The organism is Spirochaeta thermophila DSM 6192 (genome assembly GCF_000147075.1).
Lineage (GTDB): Bacteria > Spirochaetota > Spirochaetia > Winmispirales > Winmispiraceae > Winmispira > Winmispira thermophila_A.
The window spans coordinates 1,390,592-1,410,252 of the sequence record NC_014484.1 but is presented as its reverse complement, the minus strand read 5'-3'; the positions used below and the strand labels follow the sequence as shown (position 1 = coordinate 1,410,252).

The following is a 19,661-nucleotide window of genomic DNA, read 5'->3' as shown; positions in this document are numbered from 1 at the left end:
ATGCCGGTGTACACCATAGGAGAGGTGTGCAGGCTCTTCAACATCAAGCCTCATGTCCTCCGGTATTGGGAGTCGGAGATACCCCTCCTCTCCCCCAAGAAGGATGCCTATGGGAGGAGGATCTACACCACGGCGGATCTCCAGGTGATCTCGAGGATCCGCTATCTCGCCCACGAGAAACGCTATACCATCGAAGGAGTCAGGAAGGCCCTCGAGGAGGAGATCGCCTCGCACGAGGAGATCCACCTCCAGCTCGCCCTCGTGAGGAGCATCCTCCTCCATTGTCTCTCGGAGGTGCAGCGGATCCGGGAAACGCTCGAGGATGTCATGGAAGATGGGAGAGGTGCCGATGGAGAGAAGAGGGGGGAATCGAGGTAGCATGGGGGGATACAGGTTCCGCTTCGTCCTTCGTCTCGTCGCGTTCCTCATCCCGTCACTCCTTCCAGGGCAGGTGGTGAGCCTGGATACGGGGAGTGATCCGGGAGAGGCGTTCCCCTCATCCTGGGAAGCCCGCGCAGCCTGCAGCGACATCCTCCTCGGAGGACTCTACGAATTCCTCGCTGCGGAGGAGCGGATACTCCCGCAGCGGGGCACCCCGTACCGTGTGAAGGTGCTTCCCGCGCGGAAGGAGGGAGCGGGGTACCTCGTGTTCATTCCCTCCCGGGACGATCGTTTCGTCCTCGAGGGGCCGGGGACCTGGGTGGTGAAGCGGAGTCTGAGAGATGGTTCCTTCCTCCAGGCCAAGATTTTCCTCGGCGGCGATCCCGGCAACGCGATACGGCTCTACCCCGAGGAGACATGGACCAGGATGGATGTCTCGGTCATGGACATCCCATGGGTGCAGGGGCTCCGCCTCCCCTATCGTTTCGAGGATCTCCTCGTCATGCCGGAGGATCGGTGGCTCCCTTCGGCGGGCGTGCCGTGGGAGGTGTTTTCCCATGTCCCGGACGAGTATGACCGTCGTGTGGAGGGGATGGTCGATGCCGTCAGGACTGTACTCCCCCTCCTCCCCGATGCGGACGATGGCGCCCTCGACGCCGCAGGTGTATTCGTGCGGATCGCCACCGGGGAAGCGGTGGATGAGGCCGGTTTCAACTGTTCCGGATTCGCGAAGTGGATAGGAGACAGCATCGCCTTCGTCCAAACCGGCCGTCTCCTGGACATCGAGACGCTCAAAAGGCGCTACGAATCCCTACGGGGGAGCCGCTGGGGGCGTATCTACGAGGAGGTGAGGGATCCCTATTTCGGTCTGGATTGGACCAGGTCTCTCGCGGAGGTGCTCCACTCGCTCCTCACCGGCTCCGGTTCGGCTGATCCGGAGGCGCATGATGTGCGGGAGGTCCCCGGCTTCCGGTATGTGGAGGACGTGGGGTTCCGGGTGAAGGATCTTGCCGCCGTGCTCTATCTGGAGGCGGTGCGAAGGCCGGGGTATTTCTACTTCGGTTCCGTCAACGGGGAGTGGGGGGAGGATCCCACGCTCTGGCAACACTACCATGTGGCGGTCTTCTTTCCTTTTTTCGACGAGGGGGGGAGGTTCCACATCGTGGTGATGGAGCGCGGAAGGGAGACGCCGTTCGCCTCTTTTGTACGCTACTATGAGAGCCAGCACGTGCATCTGGTGCGGGTGCCTGTTCCAGCGCGCTTCTCGCCCTACATCCCCTCTTCCCTCGAACGTTGACCCTTTCGCCCGGTATGGGTAGGATTGGAGGGTATGGAGATACGGAAACGGGGGATAGAGGCCTACAGACGGATCCAGAAGGTCGAACCCCGGCCCGGCGTCGACCCCGGAGAGGCCGATTCCTCCGGGACGGGTTTTCCCCGCAGGGGGCGGAGGCCGGAGGGGAGGGAGGCGCCGGGGAAGCTCTCGCAGGAGAAACTCGACAAGATCGCGCGTTTCCTCATCCTCGTGGGCAAGGAACAGGCGGCCGAGGTGGTGAAACACCTCGATCCCCCCCTCGTGGAGGCCGTTGCCGCCCGGATCGCGAACATCCCCGCCATCTCTCCCAGAGAGGCGCACGACATCCTGGAAGAGTTCAGAAGCGTGAGGGAGGTCGTGAAGTCTCCCCGGGGCGGGAAGGACGTGGCGAAGACCATTCTCGAGGCCGCCTTCGGAGAGGAGCGGGCGGGGCGGATCCTCTCCCGCATCGAGGAGGCGGAGCGGCGCCCGTTTTCCTTTCTGCAGGACCTCACTCCGAGGCAGATAAAGTACCTCCTCCAGAAGGAGGGCCCTGCGATCGTCAGCGCCATCCTTTCCTATCTCGAGCCCGCGAAGGCCTCCGCGGTGATCACCCTCCTCCCCCCGGAGGTGAGGGTGTCCGTCGTGAAGTACATGGCTCGGCCGAGGAAGCTCGACAAGGAGATCCTCCTTCGGGTGGAGGAGGCGCTCAGGAAGCGTCTCCACGAATTGGGGGATACCGAGGTCCCGGAGGTGGACGGGGTGGAGGTCCTTGCCGAGATCCTCAAGCATACACCTCTGGAGGAAGAAGAGAAGATCCTCAAGGCCCTCAAGGACCGATCCCCGGAGCTGGTGGGAAAACTCGAAGAGCGGCTCCTCACGCTCGATATCCTGGAGCAGATCCCTGACAGGGAACTCGCCGGGATCCTCAGGAAGTTCGACGACACGGAGATCGCTCTCCTCCTCAAGGGAAAACCCGAGGAGGTGAAGGCGAGGATCATGAGGAACATCTCCGAGCGCCGCAGGCAGATGGTGACCGACGAGTACCTCCGGCTCGGATCGGTGAAGAGGCGGGACGTGGAACAGGTCACCAAGGACTTCCTGGGCGAGTTGCGGCAACTGGTGAGAGAAGGTCGAGTGATCCTCTCGAGGGATCAGAAAGAATACCTCATGTAGGAGTGAGTATATGTACTATTCCTTGCCGATTGCTTACCTGCTCTGGTTCGTATCCGGTTTCGGGATTCTCGGACTCCATCGTATCTATCTCGGGAAGATCGGCACGGGGATCCTCTACATGTGTACCTTCGGTCTCGGCGCGATCGGGGCTGTGTACGATTTCTTCACTCTTCCCTACCAGGTCGAGGAAGCCAACAGGCGGAGGCAGATCGAGGACATACTCTCGCATTCCATGGGCTCCACTGGAGGCCCTCGTCCTGCGGACAGGAAGAGAGAGCGACTCGAGCGGACCATCCTGCGACTCGCTCGGGCGGGGAACGGGGTCACCTCCCCTGCGGAGGTGGCCCTCGAGGCAGACATCCCCATAGAGAAGGCTCGGGCCGCGCTCGATGCATTGGTGGAGAAGGGGTTCGCGGAACTCAGGGTGAAGAAGACGGGGGTGATCGTCTACGTCTTCCCCGAATTCGTGAAGGATCCCTCGAGGCTCGACATCGAGGAGGTGTGATCTCGAGGGTGTGGGGGAAAGGCCTTCCTGCCGATAGTAGGGAGGGGAGGGAGCGTGCAACGTCTCACGGTGGCACTGTATCTCGGCATCATCGCAGGCAGCCTGCTGGGTCTCGAGTTCCGTTACAAACTCGAACCCGGTGAAGCGTACCGGGTGATCTCCCGGGTTTCCGAGAAGGTCCGTTACGGACAGATCGAGTACGCCAACACCTTCCTCAACAGGATCGCGATAGAGGTGACGAAGAGGGAAGGGGAACGCGTCTTCTGTGAGGCCCGCTTCGTCACCGCGGCTCAGGTGGGTATCGGCTGGGACGTGTACTCCATGGAACGCGAGTACGAAAGCCGGTACTGGCTCTCGCCTTCGGGGAAGGTGGAGATCGCTCCCGAGTACGTGATGCCCGTGGTGCGCGATGTCCCCCTCTTTCCGGAGGAGGACGTACAGCCGGGTGACTCCTGGGTGGCGCAGGGCGAGGAGGTGCACGATTTCGAGGAACTGGGCCTCACCCGGCCGTTCCGATTTCCCATACTGGTCCGGTACACCTATGAGGGGGAAGTGGACTGGAAAGGGCGGCGCCTCCATCTCCTCAAAGTGGAGTACCCGGTCTTCCATGAGCCTTCCGTACCCGATCCCTCGCCGATGGCCCCCGTCCGTATCCATGGCTATTCGAGGCAGAGGCACTACTGGGATGCGGAGCGCGGGATGCTCGTGTACTACGAAGAGGAGTTCGCCTTCGTGCTCACCCTCAAGACGGGGGATGTCTACGAGTTCACCGGCACCGCGGACGCCGAGGTGGTGTGGGCCTCGCCTCTCGACAGGGAGAAGGTGAGGGAAGAGGTGGAAGCCGCGATAGAGGACCTCCAGATCCCCGATGCGGAGGTCGAGACATCGGAGGAGGGGGTGACGATCCGCCTCGAGAACATCCAGTTTCCTCCCGATTCGGCGCTGCTGCTCCCCGAGGAACAGGAGAAGCTCCGAAAGATCGCACAGATCCTCTCCCGCTATCCGGAGAGGGACCTCCTCGTGGAGGGGCATACCGCCCTCGCCGGGACTCCCGAAGGCCGTCTCGCTCTTTCCATCGAGCGGGCGAAGGCGGTGGCCGACTTCCTCATGAAGCTGGGGGTGAGGCGTCCTGAGCAGATCGTCATACGAGGATACGGTGCCACCCGCCCCATCGCGGACAACACCACCGAAGAGGGACGCAGCCGCAACAGGCGGGTGGAGATCACGATCCTCGAGAATTGAGCCCCGTCATGACCGCCACTTTTCCGGATCCTCCGGTGCGATCACCGCGAAGGCCTCTCCCGATCGGGGTCCTGCGGTGAGGGTCTCCGCCGCCTCCTTCCATTCCTTGTAGTGCTCCGTCTCCTTGTGGGCCTTCGTGGCCTCCTCGTCCGTGTAGACCTCGTAGAGCACGTACTTCCCCGGAGTGTCGAGGCTCCTGAGCACGTCGAACCGGAGTACTCCCGGTTCCTGGACAGAGCCTCGGTGGTTCCGTCTCGTGACCTCCTCGAATTCCTTCTCTTTGCCGGGGGCCACCTGGATGGTGATGATACGAACGATCATGGTGCGACCTCCTGGAGTATGGTTCGCTGGTATAGTATAGGCCCTGATTCGGGGAAAGGGAAGGGAGGAATGTTCGCCTTTTTATGACAAAAATACTTTACATTCAAGACGAGTTTTATTATACTTAAACCATATTAAACCTGTAGGAGATTGTATGAAGGTTCCGGCGAAAGTGAGATATGGCCTACAGGCGCTCGTACACCTGGCCCTCTCCCACGGCGCAGGTCCGGTCTCGGTGAAGGAGATCGCCGAGCAGTACGGCATCTCCGAGAAGTTCCTCGAGGGGGTCTTCTCCCACCTTCGTGCGGCTGGCCTGGTCCTCAGCACCAAGGGGAAGGGTGGGGGCTACACGCTTCGCAGGCCTCCCCACAGGATCACCTTGCGCGAGATCGTGACGGCCTTCGAGCCGTATGTGATCTTTCCCCTTTCACACGAGGCGGACGAGGGCCCCGACGCCCCCATCTGGGCCGATCTCGAGAAGCACATCCAGGTATGGATGGAGGAACGTTCCCTTGAGGAGCTCGTAGGACTCGTCAAGCGGAGACGTGGAATCCTCGATTATACGATATAGTGGAGGTATGTATGGCTATTGCAAAGCACATCCTCGAGCTGGTGGGTAACACCCCGTTGGTTCGACTCAACAAGGTGGCCGATGGCCTTCCCGCCGAGGTGGTGGCGAAGCTCGAGTTCTTCAACCCTCTCTCGAGCGTGAAGGACAGGATAGGTCTTTCCATGGTAGTGGAGGCCGAGAAAGAAGGCATTCTCACCCCGGGGGCGGTCATCGTGGAGGCCACGAGTGGAAACACCGGGATTGCCCTCGCGTATGTGGGGGCGGTGAAAGGGTACAGGGTCATCCTCACCATGCCGGAGAGCATGAGCATCGAACGGAGACGGCTCCTTGCGGCCCTCGGGGCCGAGCTTGTCCTCACCCCTGCGGAGAAAGGGATGAAGGGGGCGGTGGAGAAGGCCGAGGAGCTGGTCCGGACCATCCCGAACGCCTTCCTCGCACGGCAGTTCGAGAATCTCGCCAACCCGAAGATCCACTATGAGACCACGGGGCCTGAGATCTGGAGGGATACCGAGGGGAAGGTGGACGTGCTGGTCGCCGGGGTCGGGACAGGAGGGACCATCACCGGAGCCGGTCGCTACCTCAAGGAGCGGAACCCCGAGGTGAAGCTCGTGGCCGTGGAGCCTTCCGACTCGCCGGTACTGTCGGGCGGGGAGCCCGGACCGCACCTCATCCAGGGGATAGGGGCGGGGTTCATCCCGAAGGTGCTCGATCGCTCCCTCATCGACGAGATCATCACCGTGAAGGCCGAGGATGCGGGGGGCGTCGCCCGGAGACTCGCGAAGGAGGAGGGGATCTTCGCAGGGATTTCGGCCGGTGCGAACGTGTGGGCCGCCCTCCAGGTGGCCTCGCGGGAGGAGTACCGCGGAAAGCGCGTGGTGGTGATCGTGCCTGATACCGGGGAGCGGTATCTGAGCACCTGGCTCTTCGAAGAAGAGGCGTGATGCACGGAATCCCCGTGCCTCGCATATACTTGAACGCGACAGGAGGAAGCCATGAGATTGGAAACATTGGCGATTCATGGAGGACTGCCCCGTGACATTGATCCGCCGAGCAGGGCGTATCCGGTGCACAGGACGACGTCCTATCTGTTCAGGGATGCAGATCATGCTGCCAACCTCTTCGCCCTCAAAGAGCTCGGCTATATATACACCCGGCTCCACAACCCCACGCAGGATGTGCTCGAGCAGCGGGTCGCGGCCCTCGAAGGCGGAGCGGCCGCTCTCGCGGTGGCCTCGGGGACTACTGCGATCTTCTATTCGATCATCAATCTCGCCACCGCAGGGACGGAGATCGTCTCCAGCAAGTATCTCTACGGCGGCACCTTCACCATGTTCAACAACATCCTCCCCGACTACGGTATCAAGGTTCGCTTCGTGGATCCCTATGATCTGGAAGAGGTAGAGGCCGCCATCAACGAGAAGACCCGGGCGGTCTTCGTGGAGACCATCGGCAACCCCACCCTCGATGTCCCCGACTTCGAGGCCATCGCTGAGATCGCGCACCGCCACGGTCTCCCTCTCATCGCCGATTCCACCTTCACCACGCCGTACCTCCTGCGACCCATCGAGCACGGGGTGGATATCGTGGTGCACTCCCTCACCAAGTGGATAGGGGGGCACGGTACGGCCATAGGCGGGATCGTGGTGGATTCAGGGAGGTTCAACTGGGACAACCCGCGCTTCACCACGCTCACCCAGCCCGACGAGAGCTACCACGGGCTCAGGTTTGCGTATGATCTCGGAGAGCTCAATCCTATTGCCTACATCATTCGCATGAGGGTCGTGCCCCTGAGAAACCTCGGTGGGGCCATCTCCCCGGACAACGCCTGGATCTTCCTCCAGGGACTCGAGACCCTCCATCTGCGCATGGAGCGGCATTGCGAGAACGCGGCGAAGGTGGCCGACTACCTGAAAGCCCATCCCCAGGTGGAATGGGTGAGGTATCCAGGGCTTCCGGAAGATCCTTCGTATCCCAATGCGCGCAAGTATCTGAAGCAGGGGTTCGGCGGCATGGTGGTCTTCGGGATCAAAGGTGGGAAGGAGGCCGGCAAGCGGTTCATCGACAGTCTCAAGCTCTTCTCCCATGTGGCGAACGTGGGGGATGCGAAGTCACTCGCCATCCACCCCGGGAGCACCACCCATTCCCAGCTTTCCGAGGAGCAGCAACGGGCGGCCGGGATAGACCCCTCGCTCGTACGACTCTCCATCGGTATCGAGCACATCGACGATATCCTGGAGGATCTCGACCAGGCATTGGAGGCCTCTAAGGGGTGAGCAACGGCTCCTGCACGCAGGGGAGCCCCCGGTCCCCTCTGCGTGGCCTTGTCTGAGAAAAAACGGGGCCTCTCACCCGACGGGCGGAGGCCCCGCATATCGAAGAGGAGGCATGCGGTCTACAGGTAGCCTGCCTGTTTGAGGGAGAGGTATCCCTTCTGTGAGAAGACGATATGGTCGAGGAGGGGGATGCCCAGTATCTCGCCCGCCTCTTTGAGTCTGCGGGTGACCTCTTGGTCCTCCACGCTCGGGGTGAGGGAACCGCTCGGGTGGTTGTGGGCCACGATGATGCTCGCGGCCCGGTCGGCGATGGGATCGGCGAAGACCTCGCGGGGGTGGGTGAGGGCCCGGTTCACCAGGCCCACGCTCACCACCCTGAGGGCGATGAGCTCCTGGGCGCCGTTGAGCGAGAGGCAGAGGAAGTGCTCCTGCTTCTTGTCGGCATACGGCCTCAGGAACTGGTAGGCGATCTCCGGCGTGGTGATGGGGGTGGAAGGGGGTGCAAGATACCTTCGCGCGAGCTCGAAGGCAGCGAGGATGAGCGTGGCCTTTGCCTGCCCCAGCCCCTCGATGGTGGTGAGCTCCTTCACCGAACAGGAGAAGTTCCGCGCCTCCAGGAAGGAGAGCACCTCCCGTGCGAGTTTCCGGACGCCCTTGCCTTTGATGCCGCTTCCCAGGATCACGCTCATGAGTTCCTCGCTCGAGAGGGCTCCCGGCCCCCGTTCCACGAGCCGCTCCCTCGGTCTGTCGTGAGGGGGAAGTTCCCGTACCTCCATACGCGCCTCCAGATGGACTCATACATGCTGACGGCGCGTAGTGTCTTCCTGCTTCACGTGAGGAGGAAAGTGGTGCACAAAAAAGGAGGGCGGTGCGCCCTCCAGGGTATATGGGGAAGCGGAGCAGGGCTCCGCGGGAGGCTCACATCATCCCGCTGAAGCCCATGAAGGCGAGGGAGAGAAGCCCGGCGGTGATGAGGGTGATGGGACCTCCCTGCATACGCTTGGGCACGTCGGCCAGCTCGAGCCGCTCTCTGATGCCGGCCATGAGCACGAGGGCCAGGGTAAACCCAAGGGCCGTGGCGGCCGCGAAGACCACACTCTCGGTGAACGAGAATCCCTTCTGGAGTACGAGGAGCGCCACCCCAAGGATGGCGCAGTTGGTGGTGATGAGAGGGAGGAATATCCCGAGGGCCTGATAGAGTGGGGGGGCGATCTTCTTGAGCACGATCTCCACGAACTGGACGAGGGATGCGATGACGAGGATGAAGGCCACCGTCACGAGAAAGTGGAGTCCGAGGGGCATGAGGACCAGATCGTGGATGAGGTAGGTCACGAGTGTCGAGAGGGTCATCACGAAGAGGACTGCGGCCCCCATCCCGGTTGCCGTGGAGAGCCGGGAGCTCACGCCGAGGAACGGACAGATCCCCAGAAACTGGGCGAAGATGATGTTGTTCACGAATATGGCGCCGAAGATGATGGCGATGTATTCCATACCTCAGGCCTCCTTCCTTGAGAGCTTGTCCCGCAGGGCGTTCATGGAGGGGATGAGGAGTCCCAGCGCGATGAAGGCTCCCGGCGGCATCACGAAGAGGAGCACCGTGCTCGCCCCCTCGGGCACGAAGGAAAGGCCGAAGATCGAGCCGGAACCGAGGATCTCCCTCACCGAACCAAGGATGGTGAGCGCAAAGGTGAAACCGAGTCCCATGCTCAGCCCGTCGATGAAGGATGCGCCCACCCCGTGCTTGGAGGCGAAGGCCTCGGCTCGCCCCAGGATGATGCAGTTGACCACGATGAGGGGGATGAAGAGTCCCAGGCTCTCGTGAAGCTCGGGCACGAAGGCCGCCATCACCAGGTCGATGATGGTCACGAAGGTGGCGATCACCACGATGAAGGAGGGAATACGTACCTTGTCCGGGATGAAGTCGCGGATGAGGCTCACCACCGTGTTCGACCCGATGAGCACCGCGGCAGTGGCGAGCCCCATCCCCAGGCCGTTTATCGCCGAATTGGTGACCCCCAGGGTGGGACACATCCCCAACAGGAGGACGAAGACAGGGTTTTCCTTGAAAAAACCTTTGAGGAGGTTCTGCTTCATGTTCATCGAGTCGCCTCCTTGGATGTCACTGCGGCCTCTACCTCTGGAAGGTGAGCCGTGAGGGCCTCGTAGGCCCGCTGCAGGGCGTCGCAGAAGGCCCGCGAGCTTATGGTGGCTGCGGTGAGGGCGTCCACCGGACCGCCGTCCTTCTTGACCGCCAGGGGGAAGTCTGCGGGGTTCTTTCCCCTGAACTGGGCCCTGAACTTCTCGGTGGTCATGTTGGCCCCCAGGCCGGGGGTCTCCTTGTGGTCGAGGACCACCACGTTGTGGATGGTGCCGTCGGGGAGGAATCCCACTATGAGCCAGAACCGTCCGGAGAACCCCTTGTCGGTGTAGGTACGGACCGCGACTCCCACCAGCTCTCCTTCCTTCACGGCGGGGAAGAAGACGAGCTCGGGTGTATCCTCGAAGCTAAGGGCATCCTGTACCGGGTCGTTGTCGAAAGGAGGGAGGACCTCCCTGATGGCCGCGGCCTGTTTTTCCTTCTGCACTTGCGCTATCAGAGGAGCCGTACCGCGGTAGACGAGGGCGAGCAGGAGGGAAGAGAGCAGGGAGATGACCCCGAGGACGAGTACCATGTTCTTGAGGGTCGAGGCGGTCTTAGCCATGGCGCGCCTCCTTCACCTGGGTCTGAACCGGCCGGGCGCCGAAGCGTACGGGCGGGAAGGCCCGGTCGATGAGCGGGACAAAGGCGTTCATGATGAGGATGGAGTAGGAACACCCCTCCGGGTAGCTCCCGAACAGTCGTATAAGCCCTGCGAGCAGGCCTCCACCGATGGCGTAGAGGATCTGCCCCGGCGCGGTCATGGGACTGGTCACGAGATCGGTGGCCATGAAGAAGGCGCCAAGCATCACCCCACCGGAGAGGATGTGGAAGAGCGGATCGGCGTACCTCGAGGGGTCGATGAGATGGAAGACGCCGGTGAAGGCGGCGAGGGTGCCCAGGTAGAAGACGGGGATCCGCCAGGAGATCACCCTGGTGAGGATGAGGAAGAGCCCGCCCACCAGGAGGGCGAGGGCGCTCGTCTCCCCCAGGGATCCGCCCACGTTCCCCAGGAAGAGGTCCCACCACGTGGGGAGCTTGTCCGCGAGCTGGTCGAGTGGGATGCCCGACTTGAGCCCCTCCTTGATGACACCCAGGGGGGTGGCGGTGGTGAGGGCATCGGGCCTCATGAGCGTGCGCGTGACCACGGGCTGGGGCCAGGTGGTCATCTCCACGGGGAAGCTCACGAGCATGAAGGCCCTTCCCGCGAGGGCAGGGTTGAAGGGGTTGGTGCCGAGACCACCGAAGGCCATCTTGGCGATCCCCACGGCGAAGATCGCCCCTGCAGCCACCTGCCAGAGCGGGATGCTGGAGGGGAGGTTGAAGGCGAGCAGGAGTCCTGCCACCACCGCGGAGAGGTCGTGTATGCGTGAAGGTCGTTTGAGCAGGATTCTCTGAATGAACCACTCGGTGAACACCGCCGTGCCCACGGCTACGAGCTCCACGAGGAGGGCCCTGATCCCGAAGAAGTAGATACTCGCGATGAGGGCGGGAAAGAGGGCGAGAATGACGATGAGCATCACCGTCTGGATCCGAAAAGGCGCCTTCGCGTGTGGCGAGAGGGAAACCACGAGTTTCTGTTCCATCATCATGCACTCCTCTTCTTTCTGAGCATCATCACCGTGGTCTTGCCGTAGCGGATGTAGTCGAGCAACGGCCTCGATGCCGGACAGATGTAGGCGCAGGATCCGCACTCCACGCAGTCGACGATCCCCCGTGCCTCGGCCTCTTCCCAGCGTTCCCGTGCCGAGAGGCGCTCGAGCAGGTAGGGCTCGAGACCCATGGGACAGGCCTGTACGCACTTCGCGCACCGGATGCACGGCTCCACGGAGCGCGGCCCGACATCCTTCCTCGGGAGTACGAGGATCCCGGAGGTGGTCTTGGTCACCGGCACCTCGAGGTTGGGGAGCGCCTTCCCCATCATGGGGCCGCCTGCCACGACCTTTCCCGCATCCTCGGGGAGGCCGCCTGCCTGGTCGAGCACCCACTCCACCTGGGTCCCCACCCGTACGAGGAAGTTGCCCGGCCGGGAAATGTCGTTCCCGGTCACCGTGACCACACGTTCCACGAGCGGCATCTGCTTCTGGACAGCCCGGTATACGGCGTGGGCCGTTCCTACGTTGCTCACCACGCACCCCACATCCAGGGGAAGCTTCCCGGAGGGCACCTCCCTCCCGGTGAGTGCCTTGATCAGCTGCTTTTCGGCGCCCTGCGGATACTTCACCTTGAGGGGCCGGACCTCCAGGCCCTCCCACTCCTTTACACGTTCCTTCATCACCCTGATGGCATCCGGCTTGTTGGCCTCTATCCCGATGAAGACCCTCGGTTCTCCCAGGGCTCTTCGGATGATCGCGATGCCCACGAGGATCTCGTCGGTCTTCTCGAGCATGAGCCTGTGGTCGGCGGTGAGGTAGGGTTCGCACTCCACCCCGTTGATGATGAGGGTATCGATCGCCTTCCCCGGGGGGATCGAGAGCTTCACGTGGGTGGGGAAGCCCGCACCTCCCATCCCCACGATGCCGGCGTCCTTGATACGCTCGATGATCTCCTGCGGGGAGAGGTCACAGGTGGTCACGAGCTCGGGCGACCTGTCGATCCCTTCTTCCCACTCGTCGCCTTCCACCTGGATGAAGACCGCAGGCCTCCGATAACCGCTCAGGTCGGTGATCTCGTCCACCTTCAGCACCTTCCCGGAGACGCTCGAGTGTACGTGCGCCGAGATGAAGCCCTGTGCCTCCCCGATGCGGGTGCCGACCTTTACCCGGTCACCCCGTTTCACCAGAGGATGGGCCGGGGCGCCCAGGTGCTGCCCCAGGGGGATCACCACCTGCTCGGGCAAGGGGAGGTGTTCGATGGGAAGGTGGGCCGTCTGTTTGTGTTCATGGGGGTGGATCCCCCCTTTCGGAAACGTTGCGTACTTCACGGCAGCTCCCTTTGACCAGAGGTTGTGGGTGCACCCCTGTGCACCCGCTTTCCGCGCATTGTGCTAGGAGTCCTGGAGGGCCTCCTGTTTCTTCTTGAGCGCCGGCGGGGTGAAGGTGGCGGCGATGGCCCCTGTAGGACATTCGGCCACACACTTTCCGCAGGCGATGCACTTCACGGGGTCGATGTAGGCGAGGTTGTGCTCGAGCGTGATCGCCTGGGTCACCGTCTCGCACACCTTCACACACTTCCCGCACCCGATGCAGGCGACCGCACAGTTCTTCCGTGCGAGGGCTCCCTTCTCCGTGTTCCGGCAGTTGATCCAGACCCGTCTTCCACGCTTGCCTCTCGGCGTGAGCTCGAAGAGGTTTCGGGGGCACACCTCCACACACACGCCGCAGGCCGTACACTTCTCCTCGTCCACCACCGGAAGGCCGGTGACGGGATCCATGCTGATGGCATCGAAGGGACACGCCTCTGCACAGTCCCCGTAGTGGAGGCAGCCGTACGGACAGCCTCCTTCGCCCATGGACGCCATGTGGGCGATCCTGCAGGTACGTGTCCCCTCGTAGATGAACTTGGGAGGGGCCGCCTCGCATGAGCCCCCACAGCGCAACACCGCCACCGGGATATCCTTTCCTCCGAGCTCCACGCCCAGGAAGGCGCCGATGCGCGTCATGGTCTCCTCTCCACCGGGGGGGCAGAAGAGCCCCGAGGTGTCTCCCCGGTCGGCGCCTTCCACGAGGGCCTGGGCAAGGCCTGCACACCCGGGGAAACCGCAGGCCCCGCAGTTGATGCCCGGAAGCAGCTCGGTCACCGCAGCCACGCGCGGGTCCTCCTCCACGGCGAACCTCCGTGAGGCCCAGTAGAGGATCAGTGCGAACACAGCGGCCATCACCACGAGCGTGGCGACAGAAGCGACGATGATACTCACGGCATGCTCCTCATCGTGTGGTATGAGAGATGCGTTCCACCCTCACGCTGAAACTTCGCTCGAGGTTCCTGCGGAAGAGGGCGAGGCTCCCGTAGTAGAGAGCCACGGTCCCCAGTCCCACAAGCGCGGAGACCACCTCGGTTGCCCCCAGAGCCAAGGACACGAAGATCCCTCCCAAAAGGAGGAGGGCAGGGAGGGCGAGGCCCAGAAGGACGGCCTTCCAGCCCAGACGCTCCTCTATGACCAGGCGGACCCGCTCGCCGGGCTCCACCGGCTCCTCCGTCGTGACGAGGAGTTCCTGCTCCTGCGAATCTCCCAGGGTGCAGGCGCCTCGTGCCGCACAGTGGGAACAGAGGGTGGAGCGTTGCATGACGATGCGGACGCGGTTCTCTTCGCGAGCGACCACCACACCGTCGTGTGAAATGTTCTGCACAGTGGCCATAGCGGCTCCTTTTCTCGTATACTCTTATACTCTATACTCTCCTTTTTGGGCCGCGTCTGTCAAGAAAGACATCCAAGAAGCCATCGTTATTCCCAGATCGACACTCGTGAAGGGCTCTCCCGAACCTGTATCACGAAGGTGAGAGTGCAGAAAGGGGTATATGAATAATCATTTATCTATAAAGATTGAAGATTTTCATATTCCGTTCGACTTGCGATACCTGTTTCACCCTACTATAGTCTCTTATTAGAGAAGTCTCTTATTAGAGAAGCGCATGAGGAGGATCTATGGAACCTGTCGATCGCATGAGAGAGCTCCTCTCGTTCATCTATGGACCTGACACGGGACGTGACACCTATGAGCACCTTCGCGCCCTTCTCGAGAGGTGGAGGAGCCGTCTTCCCGCTCCTGACGAGGAGTATGTCTCCGGCCGCCTTCCGCTCGATCACACCGATGCAGTCCTCATCACGTATGGCGATCAGTTCAGAAGAGAAGGGGAAGCCCCCCTCGCTACCCTCGGAGAGTTCCTTCGAGAGTACCTCTCCGGCACGATGAAGGGAGTCCACATCCTCCCCTTCTTCCACTATTCCTCGGACGACGGATTTTCGGTGATCGACTACCGCACGGTGAACCCCGAGTGGGGTACCTGGGAGGAGGTTCGCCGCATAAGCGGAGAGTTCCGGCTCATGGTGGACCTCGTACTCAACCACTGTTCTGCCAAGAGCGAGTGGTTCAGGCGCTTCCTCCAGGGCGATCCTGCGTACGAGGACTTCTTCATCACCGTGGAGCCCGGCACCGATCTCTCAGGGGTCTTCAGACCCCGTGCCCTTCCCCTTGTTCACGAGTTCGAGAGTCCGAAGGGGCCGGTACTGGTGTGGACCACCTTCAGCCGGGATCAGGTCGACCTCAACTATGCGAACCCGCGGGTCCTCCTCGAGATGATCGACATCTTCCTCTTCTATGTCTCTCAGGGTGCCCAGATCATCCGCCTGGATGCTATCGCCTATCTCTGGAAGGAGCTCGGCACCCCCTGTATCCACCACCCCAAGACCCACGCCGTGGTGAAGCTCTTCAGGGCGATCTGTGAGGAGGTGTGCCCCTGGGTCCTCATCATCACCGAGACCAATGTCCCCCACGAGGAGAACATCTCCTACTTCGGGGACATGGACGAGGCCCATCTCGTGTATCAGTTCGCCCTCCCTCCCCTCGTCCTGGATGCCTTTCTCAGGAAGGATGTCTCCTACCTCAGGGAGTGGGCCCGCACCATCGACACCTACGGCGGAAAGGTGAGCTACTTCAACTTCCTCGCCTCGCACGACGGCATAGGGGTGCTCCCCGCCCGGGGGATACTCCCTGACGAGCACATCGACTCGATGATCGAGGCGGTGAAGGATAGAGGCGGCCTCATCTCCTACAAGAGCACACCCGAGGGCGAGGTGCCCTACGAGCTCAACATCAACTACCTGAGCGCCATAAGCGAGGCACATCTCGACCGCCCCACCAGGGCCCGGAAGTTCCTCGCGAGTCAGGCCGTGATGCTCTCCCTGGTGGGGATGCCCGGTATCTATGTCCACAGCCTCCTGGGGTCGGAGAATTGGCGTGAGGGTGTGGAGAAGACCGGGATGAACCGCACCATCAACCGACAGAAGTGTTCCTACGATGAGATACTCCGCGAGCTCGAGGATCCCGAGAGCCTCAGGAGCATGGTCTTCAAAGGCTACCTCGATATGCTCGCCGCCCGACGGAAGAGTCGCGCCTTTGATCCCAGGGGGACGCAGGAGGTGCTGGATGCCCCCGAAACCGTGCTTGCCCTCATGAGGAGGAGCCATGACGCAACAGAGGAGGTGCTTTGCCTCATCAATGTGAGCCACGTCGAGCAGGAGTGCGTCTTCCCTTCGTCGATATTTGCGAGCTCACCGGAGGTGCACCTGTTCACCGAGCTCACAAGCGGGGATACCCTCGTCCCCTACCGAGAGGACGAGGACCGCTTCTCCATCTCGCTCGGCGGCTACGAGGTCCTCTGGCTCACACCCTATCGGGACAGGGACTGATGTTGCTGTACCCGAAGTGGCTCACCAGGATCGAGATGAGCTTAGTCTTGAGCACGCTGTAGGAGTAGTACTGACGCGCGAGTTCGTAGTTGTGCTCCACCCATTCCTGTATCACGTCGGGCCTCTTGAGCAGTGCCCGAGCGGTGTCGATGAGGTCGGTGGTGATGAACTCGTCCATCTCGAGGCACTTGAACCCCTTGGGCCGTATGTCGTGACTGTAGACTGAGTAGTTATTTACGAGGATGGGTTTTTTAAAGTAGATGGCCTCGAGGAAGGCGTTGCCGAAACCCTCGTAGATGGAAGGATAGGTGACCAGATCCGCGTGGGGATAGACGTCGTAGAGTGAGTAGATCTTCCTGCCGTCGGGGGTGTAGCCGCGCTCCTCCCCTATGATGTCGCTCACGAAGAGCGCGTTCACGCCCAGGAGCTGGGCATATTCCCTCACCCGCTGTTCGTACTCGTGGCCTTCGTCCCCTGAGGCGTGGGAGATCACAAGTTTTGCAGGCAGGCCGAGCCGGGCGGTGAACTCTATCGCGTGCTCGATCCCCTTGCGCTGCACCACCCGCGTGGGCTGGAGGATGAAGAGCTCGTCCTCGCGTATGCCAAGGGCCTCCCGCACGTCCTGCGCCCACTCATCGAGAGGCGGGGGAGGGGCTTCGAACTCCATCACGTTGGGGATGAGGGTGGAGGAGATGCCGGTGCGGAGGGCGAGCTGGTTTTGGGCCGAGCTGTTGATGACCACGTGGTGGACGCTCGGGAGGTGGGGGGGATAGGCCCAGTTGATGTAGTCCCACACGCAGTTGGTGAGGAACCGCTTGCGTTCCCAGTAGAAGTCGTGGTGGTGGGCGAGCACCTTGAACCCCGTCTCGGCGATGAACTCCGTGAGGGCGAGGGCGAGGGGGATGTTGAGGGGTATGGCGAGCACGTTCTCGGGGATGAGGAGGTCGAGGGAGAACCTCCGTACGAACTCGTAGAGGTGATCCTTGAGCCTTTCCCTCCTCTCGTGGATTATCCGGCTGGTCTCCGGATCTCTCACCGGCTGGTAGAAACACCGGTAGTAGAGCATCTTCGCATCGGGGGTCTGGAAGTGTGCCTCGGGGACTTCGTACGAGCGGTCGGGGGGGGTGTCGAGCTGACCCGCCATGAAGAAGCACTCGAATCCCATGCGGGTGAGCACGTCGGCCCACTTTTTCGTCTCGAGTGAGACCCCGTCGGTGCCTGAGATCCTGAACGAGATGAATCCGATCCTCAGCGACATGGTTCCTCCTTCTATTCAGTATTGGATACCGGGGGGGTAAAGTCAAACGGTATCCCTTTTTCTTGACAGTAGCGCTTCGATTCCCTACGCTCTTTGTATACGGGCTTAAGGAGGTGACCCATGGAAGAACGTGTCCGTACGTACGGTCTCGGCGAGATGCTCGGTACGACGTTCCGGGTGACAGGCGAGTTGTGGCGACCCTTCCTGGTGGTATGGGTATGCCTCTGGGGCTTCACCGGGGTGTTCCTGGCGGGTACGGCGAGCGTCCTTCCCGGGATCATGAGGACTCTCGTCTTCATGGGCGAGGAGCTCTCCCAACACTATAATCGGGGACTCGACCTCATGCAGGCGGTCCTCGCCCGGTTCGGGAGGCTCTGGGTCTGGGAGCTGGTGTTGATGCTCGTTCAGTGGGTGGGTACACTCGTGGTGGGATTCCTCGCATGGGATCACGTCCACCGTGGTGAGGGAAACCTCCCGGGTGCGCTCGAGGGGGTGGTCAGAGCCTTGGGACGCCTCCTCCTCCAGTGGCTCGTCGTGGCCGGGTTGGTACTGCTCTCGCTCATCGGTCTCGGCGTCGTGGGGGCCGTGGGTGGTTTCCTCGCCTCTCTGCTCGATGGGAGGGTGGGGAGTGTGCTCATCACCGTGCTCATCGTCCTCCTCGTGGTGGCGTGGTACGTATTCCTCGTCTGGTTTTTGGTGGCGGTGAGCTTCGCGGCGTATGCCGTGATCTTCGAAGACAGGGGCGCGTGGGCCGGTATACGTCGGAGTCTCGAGCTCGTCTCAGGGTCGTGGTGGAGGGTCTTCGGGTATCTCCTCCTCTTCTGGTTGCTCGTGGGCTTCATGGGGCTTCTCCTGAGTTTCCTCGTACAGTCTCCCTTGAGCCTGAGTCTCTTCTCTCGGATCCTCCTCTCACCTGATCCGACGAACCTGGAGGACCTCGTCTCCAGGATGCTCTCCTTCTACAGCAGCCCCTGGGTGTGGGTGGGCGTCTGGGTGGTGGAAGGGATCCAGCTCATCGGCTCCCACATCCTCGCTCCTGTCTTCACCGCCCTCCTCTTCGTGGATCTCTCGGTGCGGAAGAACGCCCCGTCATCCGATGTCGTAGAACCTGAGGCAGGCGTGCCGCCCGAGGGGGGCGACGTGTGAGCGAGAGAGGGGCACCCCCTATCGGCACCTTCGAACGTCCCGGGCAGAGTCCGGTGTTGGGGGCCTTCATCCTCGTCTTCCTCACAGGGGGGCTGTACCTGGCGATAGGCGGGCTCGTGGGCGAGGTGGTGGGACTCTTCCTCTTCCTCGTGGGGAAGAGGGTGGAGAGTCCTTCCCTCCTGGACGAGGACTTTCTCTCTCTCCTCAGGGAGTTCTACAGAGCCGTGAAGGTCCCCTCCCTCGTCCTCACCCTCGTAGTGGAGTGGGGAGTCTTCGTTGGGCTCGCCTCCCTCCTCGTGCGTCGATGGTACACCCCTCATGTGTGGGAGTACGTCCTGAACGGAAAGGCCGATCTCGGAGTGACCGTGGGCGCCTTTCTCTGGGGGCCTCTCCTGGTCCCTCTCTCCTCGGTCCTGAGCTCGTGGAATCTCTTGCTCTTTCCCGGGCTCGAGGAATTGTTCGAGGCCTCGAGGGAACTCTACCGGGCCGGGAGTCCCCTCGAATGGGTGCTCGTCACGGTGAGCGTGGGGCTCACTCCCGCCTTTTGCGAGGAGTTCCTCTTCCGAGGGTTCTTCCAGCACACCCTCCAGCGAAGGATGCCTCTGTGGGCGTCGGTGCTCATCTCGGCGGGTGTGTTCTCCCTGTTCCACCGGAGTTTCCTCGGGGTGGTCTCCCTCTTCGCGGTGGGGCTTGCCCTCGGGCTCGTCTATGCGGCCACCGGCTCCATCCTCTCCTCGGGGGTGCTTCACTTCTCCTACAACATGACCATCGTCCTCCTTGAAAACGGCCTCCTGCCCTTGGGGGGGCCGATGTCCGGTAGAGATCCGTCGTTCGGGTTCCCGGCGGCCCTCCTCTCGGGGGTGTGTTCGGTGGGGATGGGGGCCTGGTTGTGGAGGAGGACCCGGAGGCGGTCCGCGGCGAAGGACCCGGAGCCCCCCGAAGGAGGTGTTACGACAGGGGAAGAGGGACGCTCCTCCGTGGGAGCGGACTGAATCGATCCTGCGCTCC

21 protein-coding genes are annotated in these 19,661 nt (G+C 62.1%); 11 read left to right on the top strand and 10 right to left on the bottom strand.

The features are described from left to right. From STHERM_RS06430 to STHERM_RS06410, 5 genes are read left to right on the top strand one after another with little or no spacing between them, the layout of a single operon-like run. Positions 1–378 (top strand): MerR family transcriptional regulator, encoded by a 378-nt coding sequence (locus tag STHERM_RS06430; protein ID WP_013314079.1) that lies wholly within the window; start codon positions 1–3, stop codon positions 376–378. A 1-nt stretch (position 379) separates the two neighbouring features. Next, positions 380–1,678: a hypothetical protein gene (locus STHERM_RS06425; protein ID WP_013314078.1), complete on the top strand. Its 1,299-nt coding sequence runs from the start codon at positions 380–382 to the stop codon at positions 1,676–1,678. A 33-nt stretch (positions 1,679–1,711) separates the two neighbouring features. Continuing rightward, positions 1,712–2,851 carry a flagellar motor switch protein FliG gene (locus STHERM_RS06420; RefSeq protein WP_013314077.1) on the top strand — a complete coding sequence of 380 codons (1,140 nt, stop codon included), beginning with the start codon at positions 1,712–1,714 and terminating at the stop codon, positions 2,849–2,851. Positions 2,852–2,861: 10 nt separating this feature from the next. Next, positions 2,862–3,356, top strand: coding sequence for a TM2 domain-containing protein (locus STHERM_RS06415; RefSeq protein ID WP_013314076.1), 495 nt, complete (start codon positions 2,862–2,864; stop codon positions 3,354–3,356). A 54-nt stretch (positions 3,357–3,410) separates the two neighbouring features. Then, the gene (locus tag STHERM_RS06410) at positions 3,411–4,598 is read left to right on the top strand and encodes an OmpA family protein (RefSeq protein ID WP_013314075.1); all 1,188 of its coding nucleotides are present in this window, start codon (positions 3,411–3,413) and stop codon (positions 4,596–4,598) included. 6 nt (positions 4,599–4,604) lie between these two features. Here the strand turns inward: STHERM_RS06410 and STHERM_RS06405 are convergent, their stop codons facing one another. Then, positions 4,605–4,919 carry an antibiotic biosynthesis monooxygenase gene (locus STHERM_RS06405; RefSeq protein ID WP_013314074.1) on the bottom strand — a complete coding sequence of 105 codons (315 nt, stop codon included), beginning with the start codon at positions 4,917–4,919 and terminating at the stop codon, positions 4,605–4,607. Positions 4,920–5,073: 154 nt separating this feature from the next. On the opposite strand from STHERM_RS06405, the gene STHERM_RS06400 reads away from it, so the two are divergent. From STHERM_RS06400 to STHERM_RS06390, 3 genes are read left to right on the top strand one after another with little or no spacing between them, the layout of a single operon-like run. Next, positions 5,074–5,490 (top strand): RrF2 family transcriptional regulator, encoded by a 417-nt coding sequence (locus tag STHERM_RS06400; RefSeq protein WP_013314073.1) that lies wholly within the window; start codon positions 5,074–5,076, stop codon positions 5,488–5,490. 11 nt (positions 5,491–5,501) lie between these two features. Then, the gene (gene cysK, locus STHERM_RS06395) at positions 5,502–6,431 is read left to right on the top strand and encodes a cysteine synthase A (RefSeq protein ID WP_013314072.1); all 930 of its coding nucleotides are present in this window, start codon (positions 5,502–5,504) and stop codon (positions 6,429–6,431) included. 51 nt (positions 6,432–6,482) lie between these two features. Then, positions 6,483–7,763 (top strand): O-acetylhomoserine aminocarboxypropyltransferase/cysteine synthase family protein, encoded by a 1,281-nt coding sequence (locus tag STHERM_RS06390; protein ID WP_013314071.1) that lies wholly within the window; start codon positions 6,483–6,485, stop codon positions 7,761–7,763. Positions 7,764–7,882: 119 nt separating this feature from the next. Here the strand turns inward: STHERM_RS06390 and radC are convergent, their stop codons facing one another. The 8 genes from radC to STHERM_RS06350 form a co-directional block, all read right to left on the bottom strand. Further along, a complete protein-coding gene (gene radC / locus STHERM_RS06385) occupies positions 7,883–8,539 on the bottom strand; it encodes a RadC family protein (RefSeq protein ID WP_013314070.1) in 657 nt (218 codons plus the stop codon). 142 nt (positions 8,540–8,681) lie between these two features. After that, positions 8,682–9,254: an electron transport complex subunit RsxA gene (gene rsxA, locus STHERM_RS06380; protein ID WP_013314069.1), complete on the bottom strand. Its 573-nt coding sequence runs from the start codon at positions 9,252–9,254 to the stop codon at positions 8,682–8,684. A 3-nt stretch (positions 9,255–9,257) separates the two neighbouring features. Continuing rightward, entirely contained in the window at positions 9,258–9,863 is a 606-nt protein-coding gene (gene rsxE / locus STHERM_RS06375; protein ID WP_041623370.1) for an electron transport complex subunit RsxE, read from the bottom strand. Beyond that, positions 9,860–10,465: an RnfABCDGE type electron transport complex subunit G gene (locus STHERM_RS06370; protein ID WP_013314067.1), complete on the bottom strand. Its 606-nt coding sequence runs from the start codon at positions 10,463–10,465 to the stop codon at positions 9,860–9,862. The genes rsxE and STHERM_RS06370 overlap by 4 nt, the downstream gene beginning before the upstream one ends. Continuing rightward, complete coding sequence (locus tag STHERM_RS06365) at positions 10,458–11,486, bottom strand: RnfABCDGE type electron transport complex subunit D (protein ID WP_041623746.1); 1,029 nt, start codon at positions 11,484–11,486, stop codon at positions 10,458–10,460. The genes STHERM_RS06370 and STHERM_RS06365 overlap by 8 nt, the downstream gene beginning before the upstream one ends. Positions 11,487–11,488: 2 nt before the next feature. Further along, positions 11,489–12,823, bottom strand: coding sequence for an electron transport complex subunit RsxC (gene rsxC / locus STHERM_RS06360; protein ID WP_013314065.1), 1,335 nt, complete (start codon positions 12,821–12,823; stop codon positions 11,489–11,491). 63 nt (positions 12,824–12,886) lie between these two features. Beyond that, positions 12,887–13,756, bottom strand: coding sequence for an RnfABCDGE type electron transport complex subunit B (locus STHERM_RS06355; RefSeq protein ID WP_013314064.1), 870 nt, complete (start codon positions 13,754–13,756; stop codon positions 12,887–12,889). A gap of 10 nt (positions 13,757–13,766) precedes the next feature. Next, positions 13,767–14,198: a SoxR reducing system RseC family protein gene (locus STHERM_RS06350; protein WP_013314063.1), complete on the bottom strand. Its 432-nt coding sequence runs from the start codon at positions 14,196–14,198 to the stop codon at positions 13,767–13,769. A 287-nt stretch (positions 14,199–14,485) separates the two neighbouring features. Between STHERM_RS06350 and STHERM_RS06345 the strand changes: the two genes are divergently transcribed. After that, a complete protein-coding gene (locus STHERM_RS06345) occupies positions 14,486–16,249 on the top strand; it encodes a sugar phosphorylase (protein WP_013314062.1) in 1,764 nt (587 codons plus the stop codon). Here the strand turns inward: STHERM_RS06345 and STHERM_RS06340 are convergent. Beyond that, the gene (locus tag STHERM_RS06340) at positions 16,224–17,507 is read right to left on the bottom strand and encodes a glycosyltransferase family 4 protein (RefSeq protein ID WP_013314061.1); all 1,284 of its coding nucleotides are present in this window, start codon (positions 17,505–17,507) and stop codon (positions 16,224–16,226) included. The genes STHERM_RS06345 and STHERM_RS06340 overlap by 26 nt on opposite strands. A 120-nt stretch (positions 17,508–17,627) precedes the next feature. On the opposite strand from STHERM_RS06340, the gene STHERM_RS06335 reads away from it, so the two are divergent. Both STHERM_RS06335 and STHERM_RS06330 read left to right on the top strand, forming a co-directional pair. Continuing rightward, positions 17,628–18,653: a hypothetical protein gene (locus tag STHERM_RS06335; RefSeq protein ID WP_013314060.1), complete on the top strand. Its 1,026-nt coding sequence runs from the start codon at positions 17,628–17,630 to the stop codon at positions 18,651–18,653. Then, complete coding sequence (locus tag STHERM_RS06330; protein WP_013314059.1) at positions 18,650–19,645, top strand: CPBP family intramembrane glutamic endopeptidase; 996 nt, start codon at positions 18,650–18,652, stop codon at positions 19,643–19,645. Before STHERM_RS06335 ends, STHERM_RS06330 begins: the two co-directional genes overlap by 4 nt. Positions 19,646–19,661: the final 16 nt, after the last annotated feature.

What these genes read in the sequence shown, in the direction of transcription:
- rsxE (WP_041623370.1), bottom strand. Translation starts at nt 9,863, where the DNA reads ATGAACATGAAGCAGAACCTCCTCAAAGGTTTTTTCAAGGAAAACCCT.
- STHERM_RS06340 (WP_013314061.1), bottom strand. Translation starts at nt 17,507, where the DNA reads ATGTCGCTGAGGATCGGATTCATCTCGTTCAGGATCTCAGGCACCGAC.
- STHERM_RS06415 (WP_013314076.1), top strand. Translation starts at nt 2,862, where the DNA reads ATGTACTATTCCTTGCCGATTGCTTACCTGCTCTGGTTCGTATCCGGT.
- STHERM_RS06425 (WP_013314078.1), top strand. Translation starts at nt 380, where the DNA reads ATGGGGGGATACAGGTTCCGCTTCGTCCTTCGTCTCGTCGCGTTCCTC.
- STHERM_RS06350 (WP_013314063.1), bottom strand. Translation starts at nt 14,198, where the DNA reads ATGGCCACTGTGCAGAACATTTCACACGACGGTGTGGTGGTCGCTCGC.
- STHERM_RS06365 (WP_041623746.1), bottom strand. Translation starts at nt 11,486, where the DNA reads ATGGAACAGAAACTCGTGGTTTCCCTCTCGCCACACGCGAAGGCGCCT.
- STHERM_RS06390 (WP_013314071.1), top strand. Translation starts at nt 6,483, where the DNA reads ATGAGATTGGAAACATTGGCGATTCATGGAGGACTGCCCCGTGACATT.
- STHERM_RS06405 (WP_013314074.1), bottom strand. Translation starts at nt 4,919, where the DNA reads ATGATCGTTCGTATCATCACCATCCAGGTGGCCCCCGGCAAAGAGAAG.
- STHERM_RS06370 (WP_013314067.1), bottom strand. Translation starts at nt 10,465, where the DNA reads ATGGCTAAGACCGCCTCGACCCTCAAGAACATGGTACTCGTCCTCGGG.
- STHERM_RS06400 (WP_013314073.1), top strand. Translation starts at nt 5,074, where the DNA reads ATGAAGGTTCCGGCGAAAGTGAGATATGGCCTACAGGCGCTCGTACAC.
- STHERM_RS06345 (WP_013314062.1), top strand. Translation starts at nt 14,486, where the DNA reads ATGGAACCTGTCGATCGCATGAGAGAGCTCCTCTCGTTCATCTATGGA.
- STHERM_RS06420 (WP_013314077.1), top strand. Translation starts at nt 1,712, where the DNA reads ATGGAGATACGGAAACGGGGGATAGAGGCCTACAGACGGATCCAGAAG.
- STHERM_RS06335 (WP_013314060.1), top strand. Translation starts at nt 17,628, where the DNA reads ATGGAAGAACGTGTCCGTACGTACGGTCTCGGCGAGATGCTCGGTACG.
- rsxA (WP_013314069.1), bottom strand. Translation starts at nt 9,254, where the DNA reads ATGGAATACATCGCCATCATCTTCGGCGCCATATTCGTGAACAACATC.
- STHERM_RS06430 (WP_013314079.1), top strand. Translation starts at nt 1, where the DNA reads ATGCCGGTGTACACCATAGGAGAGGTGTGCAGGCTCTTCAACATCAAG.
- radC (WP_013314070.1), bottom strand. Translation starts at nt 8,539, where the DNA reads ATGGAGGTACGGGAACTTCCCCCTCACGACAGACCGAGGGAGCGGCTC.
- cysK (WP_013314072.1), top strand. Translation starts at nt 5,502, where the DNA reads ATGGCTATTGCAAAGCACATCCTCGAGCTGGTGGGTAACACCCCGTTG.